Source organism: Marinobacterium sp. LSUCC0821 (genome assembly GCF_012848475.1).
GTDB lineage: Bacteria > Pseudomonadota > Gammaproteobacteria > Pseudomonadales > Balneatricaceae > Marinobacterium_E.
The window spans coordinates 1,323,450-1,349,762 of the sequence record NZ_CP051666.1; the positions used below are offsets into that span (position 1 = coordinate 1,323,450).

The window sequence follows — 26,313 nt, forward strand, 5'->3', positions numbered from 1 at the left end:
TAAAAAACCAGGCGGCAGCCTGGTTTTTTGTCTCAACGAATCGGTTTTTAACCCACCCACTTACGCGCATTGCGGAACATGCGCATCCACGCACCATCTTCAGACCACTCATCCGGCGCCCATGAGTTTTGAACTGCACGGAATACACGCTCTGGGTGCGGCATCATGATAGTGACACGGCCATCAGCGTTAGTGACACCGGTAATACCCGCTGGTGAACCGTTCGGGTTCGCTGGGTACGACTCAGTCAAATGACCACGGTTGTCTACAAAGCGAAGCGCAACTGAGCCTGAGCTATCTAGGTTGGCAAAGTGTGACTGATCTGCAAACTCTGCACGACCTTCACCATGTGCCACAGCGATTGGCATACGTGAGCCCTCCATACCAGCAAGGAATAGAGAGTTCGACTTCTGCACCTCAACCATAGCCACACGCGCTTCAAACTGCTCTGACATGTTACGCACGAAGTGCGGCCACAACTCAGTACCAGGAATGAGTTCATGCAAGTTAGAGAGCATCTGACAACCGTTACAAACACCGAGAGCAAAGCTGTCAGCACGCGTAAAGAATGCCGAGAACTGATCGCGAGCACGGCTATTAAACAACGCTGATTTCGCCCAACCCTCACCTGCACCGAGAACGTCACCGTAAGAGAAACCACCACAAGCAACCAAGCCTTTGAAACGGTCCAGTTCAATACGACCAGAGAGGATGTCACTCATGTGAACATCCACTGTATTGAAGCCAGCACGGTCAAACGCTGCGGCCATCTCGATCTGACCGTTAACACCCTGCTCACGCAGAATAGCCATCTCAGGACGAACACCAGTACTGATGAATGGTGCAGCAACATCTTCGTTGATATCGAAGTTCAGCTCTGCATTTAGACCTGGATCTTCAACATCAAGCAACGTATCAAACTCTTGCTGAGCGCACTCCGAGTTGTCACGCAGTGACTGGATACGGAAAGAGGTCTCTGCCCACCAGCGCTGCAGTGTTGCACGGCGCTCTGAGTAGATCTCTTCGTCATCAAAACTAATAGTGAGCAGGTCATCTGGGTTTGGAGAACCGATCACCATTGCTAGCTCGCCGATACCTGCAGCGTTAAGCTCGGTAAGTACCTGCTCGGTATTTTCACGTTTAACCTGGATGACCGCACCTAGCTCTTCAGAGAAGAGTGCAGCAGTAATCTCTTCAGCATTAGACGCTAGCAGATCCATAGAGAGATCCACACCGGTACGACCGGCAAAGGCCATCTCAGTCACGGTTGCCAATAGACCACCGTCTGAACGGTCATGATAGGCAAGCAGAAGTCCCTGCTCATTCAGACCCTGCATAGCCGCAAAGAAGGTAGCGAACGTAGCGGCATCATCAAGATCAGGAACATCTTTACCGACTTCGTTGTAAACCTGCGCAAGCGCAGATAGACCCAAACGATTTTTACCTTCGCCTAGGTCAATCAAGATCAGATCAGTTTCACCCTGGTCAGTGCGTAGCTGCGGTGTAAGTACTTTGCGTACATCTGTAACTGGGGCAAAGCCCGAGATCACAAGTGACAATGGCGCAGTAACAGATTTTTGCTCATCACCGTCCTGCCATACAGTACGCATGGACATTGAGTCTTTACCCACTGGAATCGTAATACCAAGCTCAGGACACAACTCCATGCCCACGGCACGAACTGTATCGTAAAGCTTCTCATCTTCACCTGGGTGGCCCGCAGCACACATCCAGTTTGCAGAGAGTTTAATATCGTTGATCGCTGCAATTGGGGTACCTGCCATGTTGGTCAGCGTCTCACCAATCGCCATACGACCTGAAGCTGGAGCATCGATTAGCGCAATTGGGGTACGCTCACCCATCGCCATTGCTTCCCCGGTGTATCCTTGGAAACCTGTCGAAGTAACTGCACAGTCGGCAACAGGTACCTGCCAAGGTCCTACCATCTGATCACGCACTACCTGACCGGTAATAGAACGGTCGCCGATAGTGATAAGGAAAGATTTAGAGGCCACTGCAGGAAGCTTAAGAACACGCTCAATTGCATCAGCCAACTGAATTTTATCTGTGTTGAATTCAGCTACTTCGTAAGCGGTACGGGTTACGCTACGGTGCATCTTTGGTGGTTTACCAAAGAGAACACTCATAGGAAGATCAACCGGCTTGTTTTCAAAATGCTTGTCGTTAAGTGTTAGGTGATGCTCTTCAGTCGACTCACCAACGATTGCATATGGGCAACGCTCACGCTCACAAATCGCTTCAAAACGAGCAAGATCAGCGGGTTTCACAGCAAGCACGTAACGCTCTTGCGCTTCGTTACACCAGATCTCAAGTGGCGCCATACCAGGCTCATCGTTATTGACGTTGCGTAGCTCGAAGTTACCGCCACGGCCACCATCTTTAACTAGTTCTGGGAATGCATTCGATAGACCACCAGCACCGACATCGTGAATAAACTCAATCGGGTTCGCTTCACCTAGCTGCCAACAACGGTCAATAACCTCCTGACAACGACGTTCCATCTCTGGGTTACCACGCTGAACAGAGGCAAAATCTAGGTCAGCTGAAGAGCTACCCGACGCCATAGAAGAGGCAGCGCCGCCCCCCAAACCGATCAACATCGCTGGGCCACCCAAGCAGATCAGTTTAGAACCCACTTCGATACTATCTTTCTCTACGTGATCTGCACGGATATTACCCATACCACCAGCCAGCATGATTGGCTTGTGGTAACCACGCACCTCTTCACCAGCGGCGCCGTTTACTTTCTGTTCGAAAGTACGGAAGTAACCATTGAGGTTAGGACGACCAAATTCATTGTTAAATGCTGCACCACCGATAGGACCTTCGATCATGATATCGAGTGGCGATACGATACGCTCTGGCTTACCGTACTTAGATTCCCAAGGCTGTTCGAAGCCTGGGATGTTTAGATCTGAAACAGTAAAGCCCGTTAGACCCGCTTTTGGTTTCGCACCACGACCGGTTGCGCCCTCATCACGAATCTCACCACCAGAACCAGTAGCCGCACCAGAGAATGGCGCAATTGCTGTTGGGTGGTTGTGTGTCTCAACCTTCATCAGAATATGAACAGGCTCTTCAGAGTAGCCATACTGCTGGTTAGCAGGATTCGGATAGAAACGTGCTGCTGTCGAACCCTCGATAACCGCAGCATTATCTTTATAGGCCGAAAGGACCTTATCACCGGCCAACTCGTAGGTGTTTTTAATCATGCCGAACAGCGATTTCTGCTGCGCTTCACCATCAATATCCCAAGAGGCGTTAAAGATCTTGTGACGACAGTGCTCCGAGTTCGCCTGGGCAAACATCATCAACTCAACATCTACAGGGTTACGACCAAGCTCAGCAAAGGCTTCAACTAGGTAATCGATCTCATCATCTGCAAGCGCAAGACCCAAACGCTGGTTCGCTTCAACCAGCGCAGGACGGCCGCCACCAAGTGTATCAACACGGCCCATCTCACGTGGTTGTTCGTGACTGAATAGCGACTCAGCCTCTTCAATGTTTGCAAGTACCGACTCCACCATACGGTCATGGATTTCAGCTTCAACAAGCGAAAGCTCATTCGCACTAAGTGCAGCCGAGGTCGTTAAATAATATGCAACGCCACGCTCAATTCTTGATATTTCTGACAAACCACAGTTATGCACGATATCGGTCGCTTTAGAGGACCAAGGTGAAATCGTACCCGGACGAGGTACAACCAACATCGGCTGACTCGCTGGAGTCTGGACATCGGCTTTCGGTCCGTAGCGAAGGATTCGCTCTAGAACAGCGACCTGTTCTGCATTCAATTCAGTCGATAGATCTGCGAAATGAACAAACTCTGCATAGATATCAGTCACCGCTGGAACACGCGCAGTAATTGACGAAAGTAGTTTGTCGTGACGGAAAGCAGAAAGAGCTGGAGCTCCGCGCATAACGAGCATGGACAAGGGCCTCTTGGTGGTCCTGTAAATCAGGCGTTGGAAAACACCGAATTTTATCGCAAACTGGACCAATTAGGGAGAGCAAAAGCAGTGTAAATCAGATGTTTATTCTCAGAGCAGCACCAAGATTACGACCATACATCTACATCGGCGGGATACTCTTCCTCGCTGTATGGGTAGTACTGTCTGGAATTAACCGAAAAACCGTCGTTCAACAGGTTGAGAAACGTGATTCGCTTCGTGTTGTAACACTTGCCACCCCACTCTCTATGCATCAAGAGGATGGAGAAAATTATGGCTACGAATATCAGCTAACAAAGGAGTTTGCCGAGTTCTTAGGCGTTAAGTTGAAAATAGTCTATGCCGAAGATCGCACTCAACTTTTCCAAATCCTCGCATCACGAAACGTCGACCTTGCAGCTGCCGCTCTTCATCACCATCCAGCGCGAACTATAGGAAAAGTCAGCAGTATCCAAATTAAAGCAACACCCGGATATCGAGATAGCAAAACCCTGGTTATCTACCGCAAAACCCAAGGATTGAAACCTGCTCGCAAAGCCAGTGATCTAACAGATAGCTTAGTGATCGCCCTTCAGGATAGCGCTGAATCTTTACAGTTATCAGGCTTAAAAGAGAGGGCAAATATCAAAACAGATCTATTCGATGAGATCAATCATCTAGACCTCATGACACTACTGCAGAATCGTGAAGCGAATTACGCTCTAGTTCCAGAAGATCTCTTCTTGAGAGTTAGAAGTTACCACCCCGAACTCGCCATCGCCTTCAAGATAGAAGAGCCACTTCCTGCTGTCTGGTACTTCCGTGATCAGCCGGACAAGTCTCTCGAACAGAAACTTGTTCAATTTTTTGCAAGGCCGGCAACCAAGGCACTCATCAGCAAGCTTGATAAGGATTCAACCCCAGCCAAAAATCCACTCAATTTTATTGAGAGCCACGCGTTTAGAACCGCTATAGAAGAGCGTTATGAAGAACTTGCCCCCTACTTTAAAGAGGCTGAATTAGAGAGTGGACTTGATGACCTTCTACTCGCTGCTGTTGGATATCAAGAGTCCCATTGGCGGGAGGATGCAAAATCACATACCGGCGTTCGCGGGATCATGATGCTAACTAAAGTCACAGCAGCCGAAGTCGGAATTGATGATCGAACAGATGCTCGAGAAAGCATCTTAGGGGGCGCTCGCTACCTTGTTAAGGTCGAACAAAAAATTCCCGACAGGATACCTGAACCCGACCGTTTCTGGCTAGCCATGGCTGGATATAACATAGGATTTGGGCATCTTGAAGATGCCAGAAAGCTTGCCCAAAGAGCAGGACTAAATCCCGACAAATGGAGCGATGTCGCCAAACACCTACCGCGGTTAGAGGATAAAAAAGTAGCCGCCAAAACCACCTACGGCGAGGCGAGAGGTAGTGAAGCAGTCACCTATGTCAGCAACATCCAGCACTACCTAACTGCAATAGATACTTACATCAAACTTAATCAATTGCGCTCGATTCACCTAGAGCCGCTTTAGCTTGACGCTTCTGCTCACGGCGCATCTTAAAGAAGTTACTGAGTAGCTCACTGGATTCATCCGCTAAGACACCAGCGGTTACTTCTGCTCTATGATTTAACCAAGGCTGAGAAAAGAATTGATCTCGACTCTCCGCTACCCCTGCCTTAGGCTCAGTAGCACCGTAAACAACTCGACCAACACGTGCGTGAATCATCGCACCAGAGCACATCGAGCAAGGCTCCAAGGTGACATATAACGTTGCATCCACTAGCCGGTAATTGTTCAGCGTACGACTCGCCTCTCGCATAGCCACTATCTCTGCATGCGCGGTTGCATCCTGAGTCGTAATAGGCTGATTATACCCGCGACCTACAATCTCATTTTGATAGACAACCACCGCACCCACTGGCACCTCACCAACAGCCGCAGCTTGCTGAGCCAGTAACAGCGCTTCGCGCATCCAGTGTTCGTCAGAGTAGTCCAAACTTTTAATCCTCAACTCAATCACGACAGTCTACCATTTGGACATAAAAAAACCGCACAGCGTGCGGTTCTCTTAGTCAGCACTAATTACTCAGCTTTGAGCTGGTAAGTAGAGCTACGTGGACCATCAATACGCTTAATCAACGCAAGATCTTCAAGCTTCTTCAGCGACTTGAAGAATTGTGAGCGTGATACAATAATCCCTTTTCTGTCGATCATGTCAGCAAAGGTCTCATAGCTAAGCGATGAGCGCGCTGTGTTTTGATCGGCAACTTCCCAAAGCATGTTAAGAACCTGACGGTCTGACTCGGTCAGACTGTCTAAGCCAAGCTCACGCGAGGTTGAATCGATAAGTTTAATTAAACCTAAGTAAAATTTTAGAGTGCTCATAGCCGCTCCTTTTGAATTTTTCATATTCTAGCCTAGTACATATTAATGAAATTGCTAGTTCATGAAGCAATATTAGTATAATCCGATAGAATACCCAAGAAATTAACCAACTAATTTAATCGGATTTGACGTTTTAGTCAGTTAATCCACGATACCGGCTTTGCGTGACACATACCTTAAAACAGATTGCCTAAATATCATCAGTATCGCCAAGGCAAGCAAGGTGCCCAACATATCACCTAACACATAGCGAAAAGCTAGTAGGGACACCCCATTACCTTCGTGATACACAGCATTAACTAGTCCATTCAACATAGAGCTCACCAATGCGACCGCAATCACCAAGCGCACCATACTGAGACGATAGTCATCGTTAAGGGATATTGATGAGAGTAGTTGGCGACCCATCAGAAAGTTAAATACCAGCAACGGCAGCAACATCACGATAGAGCCTGAAAAAGCGGACCAAAGCGCTCTTTCGATTGGAAGTGAGAGGAACATATCAGTGGCAAAGTGCGCCAGGGCGATAGCAAAGAGTGCCGGCAGTCCACCAATCACGACGGCGATCGCTTTAATACCGTGCGGGATGAAGAGCAAACTGACCGACCCGACATCTAAGTTTTCTAACAAATAAGACTCAGCAGGCCAAATAAGCTGAAATTGAATTAAGAAAGCGATGATCAAAATAGAGAAAACAAAACTAAAAATATGCACAACCTAGCCCTCAATTAGCCACTTAATCAACCAAAGACTGGGTAGCCCATCTGAAGGTGCAGCCATGCCACAGCACCAAAGGCCCCAACAGCTAAGAGAATAGCGGCAATCTCTTTAAACCAAGAGAATTGAACAACTGGCTTTTCAGGTTTGGCCGTGCGATTGATCACTATTACGCTGATCAGCGCCCAAGCAAACAGTCCACCAAAGAGCACGAAAGAGGCGACATCGCCGTTTACCAACAGGTGTGCAATCGCCCAGGTTTTAACCGCAGTGAAAACTAGATGGCGCATCTTTCCAGCTAAGGCACTTCGCACTAGCGCAACCGACATCAGATAGAACGCAAGCAGCACTAGCAGGTTATTGATACCTACGAGCGCTGGCGAGCGACCCCAAAAGACCGTATTTTCAGCTGAAGAGTAGCCAATCGTCATCATTGTGATTGAGATCACAACGGCTATTCCTACAATCGCACGTCCAACCCAGCCTAGGGATGCACGGAAATTAGGAGCTACTCGTCTAAAGAGGTGAGCAACAATCCACAACACAACACCTGCAACTAACAAAAACATAAATTACTCCAATTCTTTCTATTCACGCTTTAACAACAATCTAAAACAATTAAACCTTCACCATCGGACGACCCGGCTCACTCCACTTAACGTGGTATTTACCATCCTGACGATCTACACGCTCAAAAGTGTGTGCACCAAAGAAATCTCGTTGCCCTTGCAGAAGATTTGCCGGCAACACCTCTGTGCGGTAAGAGTCATAGTAGGCAAGTGCAGAGCTAATAGCGCCTGCAGGAATACCCGCCAATACTGCCTGCGCAACTACAGAGCGCCAGTTAGACTGATACTGCCCAACCTGTTCAGCAAAGAACGGATCCATAAGCAGGCTGTGCAAATTTGGATTGCGCTCAAAAGCATCTGCAATCGGCTGCAAAAAGACCGCACGGATAATACAGCCTGCACGCCAAATCTTAGCGATAGAGGAGAAGTTGAGATTCCAACCATGCTCTTTGGCGGCCATCTGCATAAGCTGAAAACCCTGTGCATAGGCACAAATTTTCGCGCAATAGAGTGCGTCGTGAAGTTGCTCTACCATCTCGGCACGGCTAGCCGTAATGCCATTACCAGCAGGCCCTGGAAGGAGTTTAGAAGCCTCAAGACGGACATCTTTCAAAGTCGAAAGTGCACGAGCGAATACGGCGTTAGTTATGGTCGGTGCTGGTGTTCCAATCTGCAAACTACTTACAGCAGTCCAAAGCCCGGTACCCTTCTGACCCGCCTTATCAAGAATAATATCAACGAGCGGCAGACCCGTCTCTTGATCTACTTCATCAAGCACTTCTGCACTTATTTCAATTAGGTAGGAGTGCAAAGGACCGCTATTCCAATCTCTGAAGACTGCAGCGATCTCAGCTGGCGTCATCGACATCGCGTGACGCATAAGATGGTACACCTCACAGATGAGCTGCATATCTGCGTACTCAATGCCATTGTGAACCATTTTCACATAGTGGCCAGAGCCTGAGTCACCAATATAGGCAGCACAGGGCTCACCCTCTTTAACTGGATTTCCAGGTTCGCGACGTTCAATCGGCAATCCTGTCGCTGTATCAACTTTTGCTGCGATCGATTCAAGCACAGGGCGCAGACGCGTCCACGCATAGGGGTCACCTGATGGCATTAGCGCAGGACCAAAGCGCGCACCCTCTTCACCACCAGAGACAGCAGTCGAGAAGAAGATAAAGCTGCCGGCGTAGTTTTTCTCACGATCGCGAGTATCGGTCCAAAGCGAGTTACCTGTATCAACCACGATATCATCTGCACTAATACCGGCATCAATCAGCTTATGACAGACATGATCAACAGGATCGCCCGCAGGCACAGAGACAAAGATAATTCGCGGAGAAACGGTATGCGCTAGAAGTTCTGTGTAAGAGGAGCAGCCCTGAATGCGCGGTTCACCCTTAGGGTTTTCTGCACGATCCTGCGCAATCGCATCATTCACCTTGCCACTATCAAGATCGAATACAGCAAGGTTGTAGCCGTTATCAGCAAGGTTTAGGGCTAGGTTTTTACCCATTACACCCATACCGATAAAACCTAAATGCGCTAATGACTTTTCAACAGACATAAAAGAGCCCCATTAGAATCGTAAAATGCCCGCAATAGCGGGCATTTGAAAGAAGTTAAAGCGTTATTCCCACTCAATGGTAGCAGGTGGTTTGCTTGATACGTCATAGGTCACACGCGATACCTGTGGAATCTCGTTTATGATTCGACCAGATACAGTTTCAAGTAACTCGTACGGCAGGTGAGCCCAACGCGCGGTCATGAAGTCAATTGTTTCAACGGCACGCAGTGCGATAACCCACTCATAACGACGACCATCACCAACTACACCTACAGATTTAACCGGTAGGAACACAGCAAATGCCTGGCTTGTTTTATGGTACCAATCCGCTTTGTGAAGCTCTTCAATAAAGATTGCATCCGCTTCACGCAGAATATCAGCGTACTCTTTCTTGATTTCGCCGAGGATACGCACACCCAGACCAGGGCCTGGGAATGGGTGACGGTAAACCATGTCGTATGGGAGCCCAAGCTCAAGACCAATTTTACGCACTTCATCTTTGAAAAGTTCACGCAGTGGCTCAACCAATTCAAAAGCCATATCTTCAGGAAGACCACCTACGTTATGGTGAGATTTGATAACGTGTGCTTTACCTGTTTTAGATGCCGCAGATTCGATTACGTCTGGGTAGATAGTACCCTGTGCAAGGAAGGTACAGTCCGTTAGCTTAGAGGCCTCTTCATCAAATACTTCAATGAAGGTGTTACCGATAATCTTACGTTTTTTCTCTGGGTCAGACTCATCTTTAAGACGACCAAGGAATAGCTCTTCAGAGTCAGCACGGATAACACGAACACCCATGTTATCTGCGAACATCTTCATCACCTGATCACCTTCGTTCTTACGAAGCAGACCGTTATCAACGAATACACATGTCAACTGATCGCCAATTGCTTTATGAAGAAGCGCTGCAACAACAGATGAGTCAACACCGCCAGATAGACCAAGAAGAACCTTCTTATTACCCACCTGAGCCTGAACACGCTCAGTCATATCTTTAATGATATTTGCAGCAGTCCAAAGTGCTTCAGTACCACAAATTTCACGCACAAAACGCTCAAGCACACGCAGACCTTGTTTAGTATGAGTCACTTCTGGGTGGAACTGAACGCCGTAAAGGTTACGCGATGGATCACACATTGCAGCAATAGGAGCAGAGTCTGTTGCAGCGATGATGCTAAAGCCGTTTGGCAACTCAACCACCTTGTCACCGTGGCTCATCCAAACATCCATCGACATCACGCCGTTATTGGCGATGTGATCTTCAATACCTTCAAGAAGACGACTTGGGCTATCCGCTAAACGAACACGTGCATAACCAAACTCACGCTCATCTGAGCTAGCAACCTTACCACCAAGCTGCTCTGCCATAGTCTGCATGCCGTAACAGATACCCAGTACCGGCACACCCATCTCAAAAACACACTGTGGTGCACGTGGTGAATCGAGTTCAGTCACAGACTCAGGACCACCCGCAAGGATGATACCTTTAGGGTTAAATGCGCGAATTTCCGCTTCATCCATATCCCATGCATAGATCTCAGAGTAGACACCGATCTCACGAACACGACGAGCAATTAGCTGCGTGTACTGAGAACCGAAATCTAAAATCAAAATACGTTGTGAATGAATATCTTGGCTCATGCTCTGTGGCTCCGATGGGCTATGCCCTAAAAACAAAAAATGGGACGACCTGAATCATCCCACTTATCTTACTTAAATTCTTTCCAAATTAACCGAGACGGTAGTTTGGCGCCTCTTTAGTGATGCTTACATCGTGCACGTGGCTCTCGTTGATACCTGCAGATGTGATGCGAACAAACTTAGGTTTAGTACGCATAGTATCGATATCAGCTGAACCAGTGTAACCCATTGATGCACGCAGACCGCCCATCAACTGGTGCACAACACCTGCAAGAGGACCCTTGCTTGGTACGCGACCTTCGATACCCTCTGGCACCAACTTATCTTCACCCGCTTTAGCATCTTGGAAGTAACGGTCTGAAGAGCCAGTAGAACCCGACATCGCACCCAGTGAACCCATACCGCGGTATGATTTGAATGCACGACCCTGATAAAGCTCAACTTCACCTGGTGCTTCATCGGTACCCGCTAGCATAGAGCCCACCATACATGCAGATGCGCCCGCTGCGATCGCTTTCGCAATATCGCCAGAGAAGCGGATACCACCGTCTGCAATTAGAGGCACGCCACGCTCTGCCATAGCTGCAGAAACGTTAGCTACAGCACTGATCTGCGGAACACCGATACCGGCAACGATACGAGTCGTACAGATAGAACCAGGACCGATACCCACTTTAACGCCATCTGCGCCAGCATCAGCCAGAGCGATTGCCGCTTCAGCAGTTGCGATGTTACCACCAACAACCTGAACCTGCGGGAAGGTCTCTTTAACCCAACGCACACGATCAATTACACCCTTAGAGTGACCGTGCGCTGTATCGACAACAATCAGATCCACACCCGCATTTACAAGAGCTTCGACGCGCTGCTCAGTATCAGCACCGGTACCTACCGCTGCACCCACTAGTAGGCGACCTTTAGAGTCTTTAGCAGCGTTAGGGTATTTCTGAGCTTTGTTCATATCTTTAACGGTCACCATACCCACAAGCTGGTAGGCATCGTTAACCATTAGGAGTTTCTCGATACGGTGTTTGCGAAGTAGATCCGCAATAACCTGGTTTGATTCGTTTTCACGAACAGTCACTAGGCGATCTTTAGGAGTCATGATCTCAGATACAGGCGTATCTAAATTCTCTTCAAAACGGACATCACGGCTAGTCACGATACCCACTAGGTTTCCGCCATCGACAACTGGGAAGCCAGAGAAGCCAACTTCACGAGACAGCGCAAGAATTTCACGAACAGTAGTTGACGATGAGCAGGTCACTGGATCGCTAACAATACCCGATTCATATTTTTTAACGCGACGAACGTTGTCAGCCTGCTGCTCAATAGTGAGGTTTTTGTGGACGATACCGATACCACCCACCTGCGCCATTGCGATTGCTAAACGACTCTCTGTCACTGTATCCATCGCAGCAGAAACAAGCGGAATATTCAGCTCGATACCTTTAGTAAGACGCGTCTTTAGCTCTACCGCGTTTGGCAAAACCTCAGAATACGCTGGAACTAGCAATACATCATCAAACGTCAAAGCGTCTTCAACTATCCGCAACATCTCGAAAAACCTGTCTAAATGGGCAAAAAATTAGCCCAACATAATACTAAAAAGTGCACTTTTTATCAATCGAAAGTCGCATACTAAATACTCCTTTTTCGGCAACGTAAAAATGATTTTCTCTGTTCAAAAATAGCGACAAACGATAGGATTAAGTCATGAACTTTTCGGCCCCACAACGCAGTAACGCAATCGCAGTTAGCGAACTCAACCGTCAGGTTAAATCTCTACTTGAGAGCTCATTCCTATCCATTCGAGTTGTCGGTGAAATTAGCAATCTAGCGCGCCCATCTTCCGGCCATTGGTACTTCACACTGAAAGACCAAAACGCCCAGGTGCGCTGCGCCATGTTTCGTGGCAACAATCTACGAGTAGGATTCAGTCCCAAAGAGGGTGACCAAGTCGTTATCACCGCTAAGGTGAGTCTTTTTGAAGGTCGTGGTGACTACCAACTCATCTGTAGCGCTATGGAGCAAGATGGCGCGGGCCAGTTGCAACTGCTGTTTGAGCAGTTAAAAGCTAAACTCCAAGCTGAGGGTCTATTTGCCCCAGAGCGCAAACAACCCATCCCAAAGCACCCTAAAGCTATTGGCGTAGTCACCTCTCCAACCGGGGCTGCCGTACATGACATTCTCTCCGTACTAAAACGCCGCTACCCAGGCCTTCCTGTTCGCATCTATCCAACAGCTGTCCAGGGTGCAGAAGCTGCAGAACAGATCTGCCGTGCTATTGAGCTGGCTCATCGTGACAATCAAGTGGATGTTCTCATCGTAGGTCGCGGGGGCGGTTCGCTCGAGGATCTTTGGCCATTCAACGAAGAGAGTGTTGCACGCGCAATTGCTAACGCTAGGTTGCCGATCGTTTCAGCAGTTGGACATGAGGTGGACTACTCGATTGCCGACCTAGTCGCTGATCTACGTGCACCCACCCCCTCTGCAGCAGCAGAGCTGTTAAGCCAAAATGGAGAAGAGATCCTCGCTCAACTCAATCGCGCCGAACGCTCACTACTACAACGCATTCAATGGCAGTTAGATCGCCAGCTACAAGCAGTAAGACATCTGAGTCAGCGCTTGCGTCACCCAGGTGAACGCTTAAGAGAGCAAGCTCAGCGACTCGATCAATTAGAGATGCGAACGACTGCAGCTATCAAAAGGCAATTTCGCGATGAACGATATGAGACAGCGCAATTAATCCAGAGACTCCTCAAAGCCAACCCTTCACGGCGAATTCAGGATAACCAGGATAGAGTGGAACGGATTTGTCAGCAGATCACCCGCACAGCTAACGAGCTGATAGAGCGCAAACGTCTGCTACTGGCTAAACAGGTAGCACAATTGGATGCCATAAGCCCCCTAGCAACCTTGCAGCGCGGCTATGCCCTAGTGACAACTGAGTCCGGTGAAGTTGTCAGAGATAGCAGCCAATTAACGGTGGACCAAAACGTCAAAGTACAAGTTAAAAACGGTCGTTTCAGTGCGACCGTGATTGAAACGGAGCAGTCCGAATGAATCTTACTCATTTAACCAAGTCACTAACCCTAGCGTTAACACTTAGCTACAGCATTAACACCCTTGCCCTCCCCTCAGAGTCACGAGTACCGGGCGGCATTGCGATTATTGAACTGGATAAAGTGACTAGCACTCAAGCCCCGGAAGCCACGCTCAACGGCCAACGTGTCATGGTGACTCAAGAGAGTGGAAAATGGCTCGCCATCGTTGGTATCCCGCTTAAGGCCAAAATCGATGAAGCTCTGACTGTAAAAGCCGCAGGCAAAAGCTACAGCTTCAATATCAGTGATAACGACTATCCTGAACAGCGTTTGACTGGCATTCCTAGCAAGTATGTAGAGCCAGACCCTAAGCAGGTGGCACGCTGGCGCGAGGAGTCGAAGGTTCAAAATACCGCTTACAAAACTTGGAGCGAGCCCAATGCACCGGTACTTGAACTTGCCATGCCGGCACAGGGCCCCTACTCAAGCGCTTTTGGTCTGAAGCGCTTCTTCAATGACCAACCACGTGCGCCGCACTCTGGTTTGGATATTGCAGCACCCGACAAATCACCTATTAAGGTGGCAGCCGCAGGAAAAGTCACTGCAGTGGGCGAGTACTTCTTCAACGGCAATACTGTCATTGTCGATCACGGCCACGGTTTATCAACGATGTACTGTCACATGAGCCGAATTGATGTGAAGGTCGGCGACCAACTTGAGCTAGGTGAACAGATCGGCCTAGTTGGTAAAACTGGTCGAGTAACAGGCCCACACCTTCACTGGGGAGTCAGCCTAAACAACACACGCGTAGACCCATTACTGTTTGTTAAAGCGCAATAATGGTAGGCTTCGCGCCAAATTAACTATCGAATAGGAAACAAGCATGAAACTTGAAACGATCGAACAGCGCGCAAGTTACGGCATCGGCCGTCAGATGGGCGACCAGTTGGCACAAAATGGATTCAAAGGTGTCGATATCGAAGCCGCAGCGTTTGGTCTTAAAGCTTCATTCAACGGTGAAGAGCTACACGTAAACCCAGAAGATCTTCAAGAAGCGTTTAACGAGCTAACTAAGCGCCTTCGTGAAGAGCAGGAAAAAATGGCTGAAGAGCAGGCTGCTGAAGGCAAAAAATTCCTTGAAGAGAATGGTAAGCGCGACGGTGTAACCACGACTGAGTCTGGTCTTCAGTATGAAGTAATAACTGCAGGCGCAGCTGACGGTGCTAAACCTACAACTGCAAACAAGGTTCGCACTCACTACCACGGTACGTTCATTGACGGCAAAGTGTTCGACAGCTCTGTTGAGCGTGGCCAGCCAATCGAATTCCCTGTAACAGGTGTCATCGCAGGCTGGACTGAAGCACTTCAGCTCATGACTGTCGGTTCTAAATGGAAACTATTCATTCCATACAACCTTGCTTACGGTGCACAGGGCTCACCAGGCGGTATCCCTCCGTACTCAACACTTGTATTTGAAGTTGAACTGATCGACGTTCTGTAAGTGTCCTCTCTCTTCTTCCATCGTGGCGGTTCAGGTGAGCCGCTATTTGTACTGCATGGACTGTTCGGAACTTGGGAAAACCTAGGGGCGGCCATTAAAGAGCTGGAGAGCCAGTTCGATGTCATTGCCCCTGATATGCTCAATCACGGACGCTCACCTCATGTAGTGCCATTTAGTTATACATCGATGGCAGGAGCGGTGCTTGAACTGGCCGATCAACTTGGTATCGACCAGTTCAATATTCTTGGCCACTCAATGGGTGGCAAAATTGCAATGCAGCTGGCCCTGACTCACCCTGAGCGAATCAAAAAGCTGATCGTGGTCGATATTGCACCCGTTAAATATCCACCGCACCATACGCAGGTATTTGCAGGTCTAAATGAGGTTCCGCTCGATCAGATCAAGAGTCGTAATGAAGCAGACCAATACCTCGCGCAAAAAATTGACTCACCGGCCATTCGTGCTTTTCTATTAAAGAATCTTTACCGATTGGAGTCTGGTGGTTTTGCGTGGCGCATGAATCTACAAGCGCTAGAAGAGCACTACGATGAGATTGCTGCACCTATGATTGAGGCGCAATTTCAGAAGCCTACGCTTTTCATCAAAGGGAGCGAGTCAGACTACCTACTGCCGAAGTACACTGATGAGGTAAAAACGCGTTTCCCGAACCTAACCTTGCGAGTTATCGAAGGGGCAGGTCACTGGCCACACGCTGAGAAACCTGCAACCTTTAATCGAATCGTCACGCGCTTTCTTGAAGCGGGCGAGTAAGTTCATCGATTCATCCGAACTAGCTAGCCCTTCAATCAACTCAATCTAGCAGCGTAATATCCAGATGCGCAGCCGCCTCTGACGCTAGCGGCTCTGATAGATGGGGAATCACGCCCAGACACGGCGCCGGCATCACTTGCGTTAACCATGCCAAGTTACGATCAAATTCAGACATCTCTGGATCTATAGTGTTGGCAACCCAACCGGCTATCTGCAGACCATCTCGACGTATCGCTTCAACGGTTAACAGCGCGTGATTGATACAGCCAAGCTTCATTCCAACAACGACAATCACCGGGAACTGCAGTAACTGAGCAAGGGTCGCTAGGGATTCACGATCATTCAATGGAACCCGCCATCCGCCAGCACCTTCAACAAGCGCAAAATCATATTTACGCATTAGTGCACCATTGATGTATGCCTGCAGGCGATCTGCTGAGATTCGAACACCCGCATCCACAGCAGCGATATGCGGTGCGATAGGCGGCTCTAGAGCAATAGGATTTACTTGCGAGTAGCTCAACTCAATCGATGACTCAGCCATCAAGGCTAGCGCATCAGCATTTCGAAGTTCACCCTCAATTAATTCACAACCGGCAGCTACGGGTTTAAGCCCTATAGTCCCTTTACCTGAAGCAGTAGCGAGATGAAGCAGTGCACTGCTAACCAGTGTTTTTCCCGCATCAGTATCGGTACCAGTTACGAAGAAGCGCTGTTTCATCGACGTCTTAACTCCATATAGTGAACTTCATAAGTCGCAGGCAACTTACCATTGCCCTTACGCATAGCCTCATAGGCCGCATACATTGCTCGTAATGAACTCTGACCACCAAGGCCAGGACGACGCTCGGGATTGACATTATGAGCACCAAGATCGCGCAACTCACGAAGTAGCTGACGCAGCTCCTGATACTCTTCAACCTCATCAACCTGTTCATGGCGAACCAGATCAAAACCTTCGGCCAGCTTTAGCCAGTGGTCAATGTCTGCAAATTGATTAACATGTTGATGCTTATCAGCCTGCAGCCATGCAGCACGCAACTCATGTAAGGTCTGAGGCCCCAGAGTCGCAATAAGTATTCGCGCTCCAGGCTTAGTCACTCGATACAACTCACTGAACAGTTTTTCAGGCTGTTCACTCCACTGAAGCGCAAGGCTCGACCAGATCAGATCAACTGAGTTCGAAGCCAACGGCAATTGCTCAGCATCACCCGCGACAAATAACCCTCGGTTCGATTGTGATTTTGCGAAGTGCAACATCCCTTCAGCAAGATCTAGGTTGACCAGGAGTTTTGCCAACGGGTTCAACCAGCTATTGGCATAACCGGTACCGGAACCCAGATCGACAACCAGATTGTGATTTTCATCAGTAAGCCAATTGCGAAGCCGGTCGGCAATACGTCGCTGTAACCCCGCAACCTGATCATAGCTCGAGGCAGCACGACTAAACGAGGCGGCAACTAGACGTTTGTCACGATAAGGCATTATTAATACAACGCCTCCGCAGCGAGCCAATCATCAACTGCCACCTGACACAAATCCGGCTGATCGACAAAAAGAAGATGGGATGAATCCGCAATCAGCGTACCCGAACAAAGCTTTGAAACCTGACTAGGAACCAACGCATCACCTGCAGCAAACAGCATTAAATGTGGTTTTACAAGGGCGGCAAACTCAGCTCGACGATCTCGAGCCAACTCAGCAAGCAACTGCCCCAAAAGCTCAGTTGGCTCCTCGAGACTATCTTTCACAATTCGGAGCAAGGCTCTGGGATCTTGACTACCTGCCACCTGCAGCGAAGCAAAGCGCTGCAGCGTTTTGGCACTATTCTGCTGGTAACTCTCAACAAACTGAGTAAAAGTCTCTTGAGGCATACCTGGCCAATCGGCCTGCTCAACAAAGAGTGGATTACTGGCAAGGAGTACCATCCCCTTAACAGCGTTTGGTTGAAAGGTTTCAAGGTCAAGCAAGAACTCACCACCCAATGACCAGCCAACCCAGATCGCAGGAGCTGAAACGTGCTGGGCAAGCAATTCAGAACGTTCGTCAGGTGTCAGCAACCGTTGAGCTTCGAGATCTGGCACATTGACTGGACAAAGATCGAAGCGATCAGAGAAACACTCAAGCCAGCGACCTAAAAGATCCCCACGCACGCCCCAACCTGTGAGGTAGGCTAAAACCGGTTTAGACACTCGCAGACCTCTGCAGTTTTTGAGTATTTAATCCATCCAACAAACCTCGGTGCTTCTCCAAGGCAGCAAGAAGTCGATCAACCTGCGCTTCGGTGTGGGCTGCAGAGAGTGTAATGCGCAGGCGCGCAGTCCCTTGTGGAACCGTCGGCGGTCGAATCGCCCCAACAAACAGCCCCTCACCTTCAAGTGCGCGACTCAGTGACATGGCCAGCGCAGATTCACCGATCTGGATTGGCTGAATCGCTGTATCTGAATCCATCAAGTTGTAGCCAAGTGCTGAAACACCTTCACGAAAACGCGTAATCAAACTCTTAAGGTGTTCACGACGCCAGCTCTCTGACTCGATAATTTTAAGACTCTCAAGCGTTGCTGCAGCAACAGCAGGCGGCATCGCTGTGGTGTAAATATAGGGACGTGCGAATTGAATCAGATACTCAATTAACGTCTCACTGCCCGCCACAAAGGCGCCAGCGGTCCCAGCTGCTTTACCCAGCGTTCCGATTAATACAGGAACCTGCTGCTGTGATAGTCCAAACTGCTCCACACAACCAGCACCTTTCGCACCCAAACAGCCAAAACCGTGTGCATCATCAACTACTAAATGTGCGTTCTGTTTTTGACAGAGTTCAGCAAGTTCCGGAAGGGGCGCGATATCGCCATCCATACTGAAAACACCATCAGTCACGAGAATTCGACGACCACTATCATCACTTGTCAGCTGTTGTTCTGCAGAGGCGACATCAGCATGCTGAAAACGTTTAAATTTAGCACCGCTGAGCAGACCACCATCCAAAAGAGAGGCATGATTAAGGCGATCTTCCAACACCAAATCACCACGATCAACCAGTGCACTGAGTGCGCCAAGGTTGGCCATGTAGCCTGTTGAGAAGAGCAGAACACGATCGCGACCGGTCATTTCAGCAAGGGCATCTTCAAGTTGATGGTGTGCAGCCGAGTGACCCAATACGAGATGCGATGCGCCACTGCCATTACCAAATTTTTCCACGCCTGCGATGAACGCTTTGGATATACGCGGGTCAGCCGCCAGACCAAGATAGTCGTTAGAACAAAATCCCAAATAGGACTTACCCTCAACAACCACCTCAGGGCCCTGAGTTGATTCAATAACTCGGCGACGACGATAGAGTGATGCCGCTTCTCGCTCTTGCAGCGCCGGCTGCAAGAGTTGGTCTAGCATCATACTCAGTGACTCGCGTCGTAAAACTTCTGATTATCTTGGTGATTCTGAATCTTCTGCTGAAGATGTGCAGCCTGGCTTGAATCATCCTCTTCTATACGCTGTTCCGGACGAAGACCCAGACGTTTGAAGAGCTGAAGATCACGGTGAGCTTCTGGGTTTGGTGTCGTCAGTAGACACTCACCGTAGAAAATCGAGTTTGCACCGGCAAAGAACGCCATCGCTTGCAACTCATCACTCATACTCTCACGACCAGCAGATAGACGTACGTGAGATTTTGACATCAGGATACGCGCGACCGCGATGTTGCGAACAAACTCAAGTGGATCCAAATCCTCCACCTCGGCAAGCGGTGTCCCATCAACCTTAACAAGCATATTAATAGGCACAGACTCTGGCGGCACTGGCAAGTTAGCAAGCTGCTGAAGCAGACCAATACGGTCGTTAACCGTTTCACCCATGCCTAGGATACCGCCGCTACAGATTTTCATACCTGAGTCACGCACATGCTGGAGCGTATCTAGACGATCTTGGTAGCTGCGCGTTGTGATAATTTTGTCGTAGAACTCAGGCGAGGTATCAAGATTATGGTTGTAGTAATCTAGACCCGCCTCAGCCAGTTCATCGGCCTGTTCTGGCTTCAACATCCCCAACGTCATGCAGGTCTCAAGACCCATCTCACGAACACCGCGAACCATCTGAAGGATATATGGCATGTCGCGATCAGTAGGATGTTTCCAAGCAGCGCCCATACAGAAACGGGTCGCACCTGTCTCTTTAGCCTGTTTCGCTTTATTGAGGACAGCCTCTACTTCCATCAGTCGCTGTTTTTCAAGACCCGTATCGTAATGCGCACTCTGCGGGCAGTACTTACAATCTTCTGGACAAGATCCCGTTTTGATAGAGAGTAGCGTGCTGACCTGAACCTCATTCGGGTTGAAGTTTTCACGGTGCACCGTCTGCGCCTTGAATAGGAGATCATTAAAAGGGAGGTCAAATAACGCCTGAATCTCCTCTTTAGACCAAACCTTTTTCTCATTCACAACATTTTGCATTTTTTGGGTCTCTATCTAGACTGAATCTTGAGGCTACAGGAAGTAGCAAAAACGATGTGCGCATCTTAACTCAGCAGGGAATGCTGTCAACTTATGAATATATCCGACGTTTACAAGTGGTTACTAAACAACCAATTCTGTCCGCTCTGTGATCTCCCTAAAGAGGATGGATCACCAATCTGTTCAAGCTGTAATAGCAACCTACACCGCAACGCTAAACAGTGCAGACGCTGTGCAATACCCCTGACAACAGACGCAAGCACATGCGATAGCTGCAAAAATCAATCACCGGTATTTGATCAAGCATTTGCTCCACTACTCTATCGCTTCCCACTTCCCAGTCTATTTCATCAAATTAAACAGGGTAAAAACCCGGAGCAGTTGAACTGGATGGGAGAACTACTAGCCGACGAGTTTCTATCCAGATGGGAGTTAGATAATCGGTTTACTATCATGGCGATCCCAATGCACCCGATAGACCAGGTGATTAGGGGATTCAATCAGACAGAGATCTTCGTCAAAAAACTCGCGCAAAAGAGTGGCCTTGGGATCAGCAGAGCACTAAAGAAGCCGATTAAAACAAAACACCAAGCGGGCCTTAAACGCACCGAGCGACTCAAGAACTTGGAGCTACCCTATCAGGTATGCGGAACAGTCCCTGAACGCGTGATTCTGATTGACGACATCCACACCACCGGAGCCACGCTAAACGCTGCAAGCAGGGCTTTAAAATTAGCGGGGAGTAAGGAGATTATCGCCCTGACACTCTGCCGTACGCCTTACTAAAACCCCTTCACAGTCAAATCCAAACACTGACAATCCTAAACACTGACAATCCTAAACACTGACAAATCGGGACGAAGCGGCCATAATCGAATCACTAAGATCTGATATAGACCGCCATGCTCGAAATTGAACCTATTGGATACATACAAAGCCCGTTTGGTGAGAAGTTTGGTGCGCCACGCCAACCAGGGCTTGCCCCCTCAGTTCGCTCATACATTGAGCTGGTAGAGCCCTATAACGACCCCGACGCGCTGCGCGGAATAGTGCAGTGCTCACATCTCTGGCTGATCTTTCACTTTAGCGAAACGGCAAAAGCTGGCTGGAAACCTCTCACTCGCCCACCACGCCTTGGTGGCAATGAGAAGCTTGGCGTCTATGCAACTCGCTCTACACATCGGCCCAATGCACTTGGTTTATCCGCAGTGAAACTCGAATCGGTTGAGACCATAGGCACCAAAAGACGCTTGGTGATCTCTGGAGCAGATCTAATCAACGGCACCCCGATTATCGATATCAAGCCCTACATCCCCTATGCGGATTGTATTGCAGAGGCGCAATACCCAGGTATGGAGCAGCCACACGCCCTGAACCTGCCCGTCAATTTTTTGGATCAGGCCCAGCGATTTATTACCAGCTTAGAAAAGCGGGTAGCTGATGAGTTGTCCTCTCTGATTAGCGAGGTGCTAAAGCAGGATCCTCGTCCAGCCTATCAACGCGATGAGCTTCGCATTTACGGTGTTGAGCTCGCCTCTCACAATGTGAAATTTAGAATCAGCGAGGTCGCTATCGAAGTGATAGATATCAAGCCCATCGCGCGATCGCTCTGATATGATCTACCCACTCAGAAAAACCACTGGAGATACTTAAGCATGAGTAGTGACATCCAATCTCGCCTTGCACACATGCCTGTTGCACTATTTGCGACAGTGATGGGGCTTGCAGGTCTTACCCTAGCTTGGCGAAAAGCGACGGAAGCACTAGGCGTTTCAGATATTGTTTGGCAGGTGCTACTGGTATTCACTGCTGTGACACTCGCCAGCCTTGCGATTAGCTATCTACTCAAAATGCGTCGCCATCCAAATGAGGTGATCGCTGAGTTTATGCACCCTATTAAGATCAGCTTCTTTCCCGCCTTCTCAATCGGTTTAATGTTAATTGCGGTAGCCATTGCAGACAGTATGACCCAGTTGGCAACCTTTATCTGGGGACTTGGAGCGCTAATTCAGATCACCCTCACTCTATATCTAATGAATCAGTGGATTAACCACTCTCGTTGGCAAGTACAACACACCACGCCGGCTTGGTTCATTCCAATTGTGGGTAACATCATCGCACCCATTGCAGGCGTTGAACTTGGCTTTACCGAGGTGAGTTGGTTCTTTTTCTCAGTCGGCATCTTCTACTGGGTTATTTTGAAAGCCTTAGTCTTCAACCGAATTATTTTCCACGATGCTATCCCTGAGCGCTTACAGCCAACGCTATTTATAATGATTGCACCGCCTGCTGTCGGATTTGTGGCTTATGTAAAACTGAATGGTGGCATCGATAACTTTGCACACATTCTCTACTACTCATCGCTCTTCCTTATTCTACTGATGATTGTGCAGTTACCGCGCTTTAGAAAACTGCCATTCTTTGTGAGCTGGTGGGCCTACTCATTCCCCTTAGCTGCTTTTACGATCGGTACTGAGATGATGCTACTGCACAGTAACTCTCTCTTCTTCCACACGCTCAGTCTATTCTCACTCACTGTGCTTTCACTGTTGCTAGCTCTGCTGGTATTTAAAACCATTCGTGGTTTGATCACAGGGGCACTTCTACAGCCGGAATGATCGAATCGGCCAACTTTTCCGTAACAGGGACATAGTTAAGGAATTACCTGTGTCCCAATCTTCTCTGCTCTGGTTTAGCAATAATCTTCGACTCGACGATAACGCTGTTTTCAAAGCGGTCGAAGATGACTCCAAGCTTCACTGCATCTACATTCAAGACCCAAAAACCGAGCACTTCTTTCATCTTGGCGAGAAGCAATTGGGCACACATCGAGCTAGGTTTTTAGAGCAGACAATCACGACGCTCGACCAACAGCTATCGACACTTGGCCAATGCCTTCACTCTATTGAAGGCGACTACTTAGAGTCCCTAACCCAGCTGGTTCAGCAACACTCAATCGATAAAATTGTCACCTCAAGGCATACAGGCATTTATGAACAACAGGCGATCAAGGAGATCGCATCACGTTTCCCTCATCTTCAGATAGTCGTGATTGAGACAGCCACACTCTTTAGTGAGGCGCAGCTACCCTTTGCTATCACCGATATTGATAAGAGTTTTACGCCATTTAGAAAGCGAGTTGAGGAGCTGGCCATCGATCTACCGATTAGTGCACCCTCTCTCTTGCCACCACCTATCTACCATAAAGATAGAATCACACCGGTAGAGCCCTCAGAAGGTTTTCACGGGGGCGAAGTTGCAGCATTAGCTCACCTAGAGAGCTATTTGAGTAGCGATGCACCGCTGAGTTACAAAGAGACCAGAAACGCTCTCGATGATTGGCCAAGTTCAACAAAACTAAGCCCTTGGTTAGCTACCGGCGCCCTCTCATGCAGACGCGTCATAGCAAGACTCCGCGAGTATGAATCCCAAAACGGGGCCAACGAATCGACCTACTGGATTAAATTCGAGCTCCTATGGCGTGAGTACTTTCAGTGGTATGCACACCGATGGGGCAAGCGCCTGTACGCATTTAAAGGACCACACAATCGCAACCCACTCACCAGTTATTATACCCAGCGATTTCGCTCTTGGCGTGAGGGGCACACACCCTACCCGATCATTAATGCGGCAATGAAACAGCTTAAGGCAACAGGCTATATGTCAAACCGTGCTCGCCAACTTGTAGCTAGTTGCCTTGTGCATGAACTTGCTATCGATTGGCGCTATGGGGCTGAGTATTTTGAACAACAGTTACTCGATTTCGATATCGCAAGTAACTGGGGAAATTGGCAGTACCTCGCCGGTGTCGGAGCAGACCCTCGAGGTCATAGACAGTTTAATCTGGAAAAGCAGACCGAAATTTACGATCCCGAACACCTATTTATCGAGACCTGGCAAGGCAATAAGGATTGTCAGAGCACAGATCAGTTTGACTACTACGGCGATCCAATCTGGCCCACGCAAGAGGGAGGTCGTTGATGCATCATAAACAGACGCTCCCATCAAAAGAGTGTGAACATTGCCAACGCCCCTTCAATTGGCGCAAAAAGTGGGCTCGTGATTGGGTTCAGGTACGATACTGTTCTGAACGCTGTAAACGCGAGGCGAAAAAGAGTCGATGAGAACACTGCGACTGATTCTGGGTGACCAACTCAATGCTCAACATAGCTGGTACCGAGAGAGAAACAGCGACCACCTCTATTTGATCGCTGAACTGCATCAAGAGCAACGCTATGTGAAGCACCACGTGCAGAAAATTGTCGCCTTCTTTATTTCGATGCAACGCTTTGCTGAAGCACTTAGCGATGCTGGGCACCAGGTTGTTCACCTAACCCTGGATGAAACAGCAGAGTTCGAATCCCTTGAACAACTCATTCTTGCTCTCTGCCAACAACACCAGATTGAACAGATAGAGTTTCAACGCCCCGATGAGATTCGACTTTTGGAGCAGTTGCGAAATCTTAAAGCGCCTGCAGGTGTTGGGCTTCGTGAGGTGGACACAGAACACTTCCTACTCCCCTTTGACGAGATCAGCAAAGAGTTTAAGCCGCAACGCTCTCTTAGGATGGAGGCGTTCTATCGCCGCATGCGCCAGCGCTACGGCTACCTCATGCACAACGGTGAGCCCGAAGGCGAGCGCTGGAATTTCGATAGTGAAAATCGCAAAGCACTTAAAGCGGCAGATTTGGAGAAGATCCCTCAACCGCTCTGCTTCAGCCAATCGACTCGGGTTGTACTAGAGCGGTTAGCACGACACAAGATTAGCCATTTTGGTGAAATCGGCGATCAGCTGGTCTGGCCCACCTCCCGTAAAGAGGCGCTGCAACTGCTCGAGTTTTTCTGCACCCACTGCTTACCCCTGTTTGGGCAGTTCCAAGATGCAATGACAGCCAATTCTGAGCATAAATGGAGTCTCTACCACTCAAGACTCTCGTTTGCGCTAAACGCTAAAATGATCTCACCAGCACAGGTAATAGAGCGATCTATAGCGGAGTTCCGTGCTCACCCAGAGTTGATAGACCTAGCTCAAATAGAGGGTTTTGTTCGTCAGATATTAGGGTGGCGAGAGTTTGTTCGCGGTATCTACTGGATCAACCTGCCCGAGTATCCAACCCTCAACGCCCTTGAGGCTGATAGAGATCTACCGGACTACTTCTGGAGTGGTAAAACCAAGATGCGCTGTATGGAGCAGAGTCTTGGCCAATCGCTAGATTACGCTTACGCACACCATATTCAGCGCCTGATGGTGATAGGCAACTTCACCCTACTCGCCGGCATAGATCCAGACCAGGTCGATGCATGGTATCTAGGGGTCTACATAGATGCCATTGAATGGGTTGAGATGCCAAACACCCGTGGCATGAGCCAATTTGCTGATGGCGGCCTGCTCGCGTCTAAACCCTATTCAGGTTCTGGCCAATATATCAGCCGTATGAGCGACTACTGCAAAAGCTGCTTTTATGATGTAAAACTGCGCGCTGGCAATCGAAGCTGCCCTTTCAATTCACTCTACTGGCACTTTCATGAGCGCCATAAAGGGCGTTTTGCAAATAATCCTCGCACGGCCATGGTCTACAGAAACTGGGACAAGAAACCTGAAGCTGAACGCGCCGCAATAATGCAGCAGGCCGCAAACTATCTTGATACGCTCAACGAACTGTAGCGCCGTTTGAAAAGCCGATATACTTCGACTTTACCTCAAAGATA

Annotated in this window: 24 protein-coding genes; 11 read left to right on the forward strand and 13 right to left on the reverse strand. The window is 48.9% G+C overall.

What is annotated here, in order from left to right:
- Nucleotides 1-47 precede the first annotated feature (47 nt).
- The gene (gene purL / locus HH196_RS06320; RefSeq protein ID WP_169451305.1) at nucleotides 48-3,950 is read right to left on the reverse strand and encodes a phosphoribosylformylglycinamidine synthase; all 3,903 of its coding nucleotides are present in this window, start codon (nucleotides 3,948-3,950) and stop codon (nucleotides 48-50) included.
- A gap of 101 nt (nucleotides 3,951-4,051) precedes the next feature.
- On the opposite strand from purL, the gene mltF reads away from it, so the two are divergent.
- Nucleotides 4,052-5,485 (forward strand): membrane-bound lytic murein transglycosylase MltF, encoded by a 1,434-nt coding sequence (gene mltF, locus HH196_RS06325; protein WP_169451306.1) that lies wholly within the window; start codon nucleotides 4,052-4,054, stop codon nucleotides 5,483-5,485.
- Here mltF and tadA read toward each other — a convergent pair.
- From tadA to guaB, 7 genes are all read right to left on the reverse strand, one after another.
- On the reverse strand, nucleotides 5,448-5,927 hold the full coding sequence (gene tadA / locus HH196_RS06330) for a tRNA adenosine(34) deaminase TadA (RefSeq protein ID WP_248276917.1): 480 nt from the start codon (nucleotides 5,925-5,927) through the stop codon (nucleotides 5,448-5,450). The genes mltF and tadA overlap by 38 nt on opposite strands.
- Nucleotides 5,928-6,037: 110 nt before the next feature.
- Entirely contained in the window at nucleotides 6,038-6,340 is a 303-nt protein-coding gene (locus tag HH196_RS06335; RefSeq protein ID WP_169451308.1) for a hypothetical protein, read from the reverse strand.
- Between the two features lie 141 nt (nucleotides 6,341-6,481).
- On the reverse strand, nucleotides 6,482-6,970 hold the full coding sequence (locus tag HH196_RS06340) for a hypothetical protein (RefSeq protein ID WP_169451309.1): 489 nt from the start codon (nucleotides 6,968-6,970) through the stop codon (nucleotides 6,482-6,484).
- A 110-nt stretch (nucleotides 6,971-7,080) separates the two neighbouring features.
- Nucleotides 7,081-7,626, reverse strand: coding sequence for an NnrU family protein (locus tag HH196_RS06345; protein WP_169451310.1), 546 nt, complete (start codon nucleotides 7,624-7,626; stop codon nucleotides 7,081-7,083).
- A gap of 49 nt (nucleotides 7,627-7,675) precedes the next feature.
- Nucleotides 7,676-9,196: an NADP-dependent phosphogluconate dehydrogenase gene (gndA, locus tag HH196_RS06350; RefSeq protein WP_169451311.1), complete on the reverse strand. Its 1,521-nt coding sequence runs from the start codon at nucleotides 9,194-9,196 to the stop codon at nucleotides 7,676-7,678.
- A gap of 63 nt (nucleotides 9,197-9,259) precedes the next feature.
- The gene (guaA, locus tag HH196_RS06355; protein WP_169451312.1) at nucleotides 9,260-10,840 is read right to left on the reverse strand and encodes a glutamine-hydrolyzing GMP synthase; all 1,581 of its coding nucleotides are present in this window, start codon (nucleotides 10,838-10,840) and stop codon (nucleotides 9,260-9,262) included.
- 88 nt (nucleotides 10,841-10,928) lie between these two features.
- On the reverse strand, nucleotides 10,929-12,398 hold the full coding sequence (gene guaB / locus HH196_RS06360) for an IMP dehydrogenase (protein ID WP_169451313.1): 1,470 nt from the start codon (nucleotides 12,396-12,398) through the stop codon (nucleotides 10,929-10,931).
- A gap of 158 nt (nucleotides 12,399-12,556) precedes the next feature.
- Between guaB and xseA the strand changes: the two genes are divergently transcribed.
- Genes xseA through HH196_RS06380 form a run of 4 tightly spaced genes read left to right on the forward strand, consistent with a single transcriptional unit; the run spans nucleotide 12,557 to nucleotide 16,159 of the window.
- A complete protein-coding gene (gene xseA, locus HH196_RS06365) occupies nucleotides 12,557-13,906 on the forward strand; it encodes an exodeoxyribonuclease VII large subunit (protein WP_169451314.1) in 1,350 nt (449 codons plus the stop codon).
- On the forward strand, nucleotides 13,903-14,727 hold the full coding sequence (locus tag HH196_RS06370) for a M23 family metallopeptidase (protein WP_169451315.1): 825 nt from the start codon (nucleotides 13,903-13,905) through the stop codon (nucleotides 14,725-14,727). The genes xseA and HH196_RS06370 overlap by 4 nt, the downstream gene beginning before the upstream one ends.
- Before the next feature lie 43 nt (nucleotides 14,728-14,770).
- Nucleotides 14,771-15,388 carry an FKBP-type peptidyl-prolyl cis-trans isomerase gene (locus tag HH196_RS06375; RefSeq protein ID WP_169451316.1) on the forward strand — a complete coding sequence of 206 codons (618 nt, stop codon included), beginning with the start codon at nucleotides 14,771-14,773 and terminating at the stop codon, nucleotides 15,386-15,388.
- Nucleotides 15,389-16,159, forward strand: coding sequence for an alpha/beta fold hydrolase (locus tag HH196_RS06380; protein WP_169451317.1), 771 nt, complete (start codon nucleotides 15,389-15,391; stop codon nucleotides 16,157-16,159). It abuts the gene before it with no gap.
- Nucleotides 16,160-16,199: 40 nt separating this feature from the next.
- Here the strand turns inward: HH196_RS06380 and bioD are convergent, their stop codons facing one another.
- Genes bioD through bioB form a run of 5 tightly spaced genes read right to left on the reverse strand, consistent with a single transcriptional unit; the run spans nucleotide 16,200 to nucleotide 20,604 of the window.
- On the reverse strand, nucleotides 16,200-16,880 hold the full coding sequence (gene bioD / locus HH196_RS06385) for a dethiobiotin synthase (RefSeq protein ID WP_169451318.1): 681 nt from the start codon (nucleotides 16,878-16,880) through the stop codon (nucleotides 16,200-16,202).
- A complete protein-coding gene (gene bioC / locus HH196_RS06390; protein WP_169451319.1) occupies nucleotides 16,877-17,644 on the reverse strand; it encodes a malonyl-ACP O-methyltransferase BioC in 768 nt (255 codons plus the stop codon). Before bioC ends, bioD begins: the two co-directional genes overlap by 4 nt.
- 2 nt (nucleotides 17,645-17,646) lie before the next feature.
- On the reverse strand, nucleotides 17,647-18,351 hold the full coding sequence (locus HH196_RS06395; RefSeq protein WP_169451320.1) for an alpha/beta fold hydrolase: 705 nt from the start codon (nucleotides 18,349-18,351) through the stop codon (nucleotides 17,647-17,649).
- The gene (gene bioF, locus HH196_RS06400) at nucleotides 18,344-19,552 is read right to left on the reverse strand and encodes an 8-amino-7-oxononanoate synthase (RefSeq protein WP_169451321.1); all 1,209 of its coding nucleotides are present in this window, start codon (nucleotides 19,550-19,552) and stop codon (nucleotides 18,344-18,346) included. Before bioF ends, HH196_RS06395 begins: the two co-directional genes overlap by 8 nt.
- A 2-nt stretch (nucleotides 19,553-19,554) precedes the next feature.
- Nucleotides 19,555-20,604 carry a biotin synthase BioB gene (gene bioB / locus HH196_RS06405; protein ID WP_169451322.1) on the reverse strand — a complete coding sequence of 350 codons (1,050 nt, stop codon included), beginning with the start codon at nucleotides 20,602-20,604 and terminating at the stop codon, nucleotides 19,555-19,557.
- Nucleotides 20,605-20,697: 93 nt separating this feature from the next.
- Between bioB and HH196_RS06410 the strand changes: the two genes are divergently transcribed.
- The 6 genes from HH196_RS06410 (at nucleotide 20,698) to HH196_RS06435 (ending at nucleotide 26,269) form a co-directional block, all read left to right on the forward strand.
- Nucleotides 20,698-21,390 carry a ComF family protein gene (locus HH196_RS06410; RefSeq protein ID WP_169451323.1) on the forward strand — a complete coding sequence of 231 codons (693 nt, stop codon included), beginning with the start codon at nucleotides 20,698-20,700 and terminating at the stop codon, nucleotides 21,388-21,390.
- Nucleotides 21,391-21,506: 116 nt separating this feature from the next.
- The gene (gene tsaA, locus HH196_RS06415; RefSeq protein ID WP_169451324.1) at nucleotides 21,507-22,217 is read left to right on the forward strand and encodes a tRNA (N6-threonylcarbamoyladenosine(37)-N6)-methyltransferase TrmO; all 711 of its coding nucleotides are present in this window, start codon (nucleotides 21,507-21,509) and stop codon (nucleotides 22,215-22,217) included.
- A gap of 42 nt (nucleotides 22,218-22,259) precedes the next feature.
- On the forward strand, nucleotides 22,260-23,222 hold the full coding sequence (locus tag HH196_RS06420) for an SLAC1 anion channel family protein (protein ID WP_169451325.1): 963 nt from the start codon (nucleotides 22,260-22,262) through the stop codon (nucleotides 23,220-23,222).
- A gap of 49 nt (nucleotides 23,223-23,271) precedes the next feature.
- Nucleotides 23,272-24,585, forward strand: coding sequence for a DASH family cryptochrome (locus HH196_RS06425; RefSeq protein WP_169451326.1), 1,314 nt, complete (start codon nucleotides 23,272-23,274; stop codon nucleotides 24,583-24,585).
- Nucleotides 24,585-24,728 (forward strand): DUF2256 domain-containing protein, encoded by a 144-nt coding sequence (locus HH196_RS06430; RefSeq protein ID WP_169451327.1) that lies wholly within the window; start codon nucleotides 24,585-24,587, stop codon nucleotides 24,726-24,728. The genes HH196_RS06425 and HH196_RS06430 overlap by 1 nt, the downstream gene beginning before the upstream one ends.
- Nucleotides 24,725-26,269 (forward strand): cryptochrome/photolyase family protein, encoded by a 1,545-nt coding sequence (locus tag HH196_RS06435; RefSeq protein ID WP_169451328.1) that lies wholly within the window; start codon nucleotides 24,725-24,727, stop codon nucleotides 26,267-26,269. The genes HH196_RS06430 and HH196_RS06435 overlap by 4 nt, the downstream gene beginning before the upstream one ends.
- The last annotated feature ends 44 nt before the right edge of the window (nucleotides 26,270-26,313 follow it).

Excerpts from the sequence above, each read along its gene's own strand:
- bioB (WP_169451322.1), bottom strand. The coding sequence starts at position 20,604 with ATGCAAAATGTTGTGAATGAGAAAAAGGTTTGGTCTAAAGAGGAGATT.
- HH196_RS06345 (WP_169451310.1), bottom strand. The coding sequence starts at position 7,626 with ATGTTTTTGTTAGTTGCAGGTGTTGTGTTGTGGATTGTTGCTCACCTC.
- mltF (WP_169451306.1), top strand. The coding sequence starts at position 4,052 with ATGTTTATTCTCAGAGCAGCACCAAGATTACGACCATACATCTACATC.
- HH196_RS06435 (WP_169451328.1), top strand. The coding sequence starts at position 24,725 with ATGAGAACACTGCGACTGATTCTGGGTGACCAACTCAATGCTCAACAT.
- HH196_RS06370 (WP_169451315.1), top strand. The coding sequence starts at position 13,903 with ATGAATCTTACTCATTTAACCAAGTCACTAACCCTAGCGTTAACACTT.
- tadA (WP_248276917.1), bottom strand. The coding sequence starts at position 5,927 with ATGCGCGAAGCGCTGTTACTGGCTCAGCAAGCTGCGGCTGTTGGTGAG.
- guaA (WP_169451312.1), bottom strand. The coding sequence starts at position 10,840 with ATGAGCCAAGATATTCATTCACAACGTATTTTGATTTTAGATTTCGGT.
- xseA (WP_169451314.1), top strand. The coding sequence starts at position 12,557 with ATGAACTTTTCGGCCCCACAACGCAGTAACGCAATCGCAGTTAGCGAA.
- HH196_RS06375 (WP_169451316.1), top strand. The coding sequence starts at position 14,771 with ATGAAACTTGAAACGATCGAACAGCGCGCAAGTTACGGCATCGGCCGT.
- HH196_RS06430 (WP_169451327.1), top strand. The coding sequence starts at position 24,585 with ATGCATCATAAACAGACGCTCCCATCAAAAGAGTGTGAACATTGCCAA.
- HH196_RS06410 (WP_169451323.1), top strand. The coding sequence starts at position 20,698 with ATGAATATATCCGACGTTTACAAGTGGTTACTAAACAACCAATTCTGT.
- purL (WP_169451305.1), bottom strand. The coding sequence starts at position 3,950 with ATGCTCGTTATGCGCGGAGCTCCAGCTCTTTCTGCTTTCCGTCACGAC.
- gndA (WP_169451311.1), bottom strand. The coding sequence starts at position 9,196 with ATGTCTGTTGAAAAGTCATTAGCGCATTTAGGTTTTATCGGTATGGGT.
- bioD (WP_169451318.1), bottom strand. The coding sequence starts at position 16,880 with ATGAAACAGCGCTTCTTCGTAACTGGTACCGATACTGATGCGGGAAAA.
- tsaA (WP_169451324.1), top strand. The coding sequence starts at position 21,507 with ATGCTCGAAATTGAACCTATTGGATACATACAAAGCCCGTTTGGTGAG.
- bioF (WP_169451321.1), bottom strand. The coding sequence starts at position 19,552 with ATGATGCTAGACCAACTCTTGCAGCCGGCGCTGCAAGAGCGAGAAGCG.
- HH196_RS06420 (WP_169451325.1), top strand. The coding sequence starts at position 22,260 with ATGAGTAGTGACATCCAATCTCGCCTTGCACACATGCCTGTTGCACTA.
- guaB (WP_169451313.1), bottom strand. The coding sequence starts at position 12,398 with ATGTTGCGGATAGTTGAAGACGCTTTGACGTTTGATGATGTATTGCTA.
- HH196_RS06335 (WP_169451308.1), bottom strand. The coding sequence starts at position 6,340 with ATGAGCACTCTAAAATTTTACTTAGGTTTAATTAAACTTATCGATTCA.
- bioC (WP_169451319.1), bottom strand. The coding sequence starts at position 17,644 with ATGCCTTATCGTGACAAACGTCTAGTTGCCGCCTCGTTTAGTCGTGCT.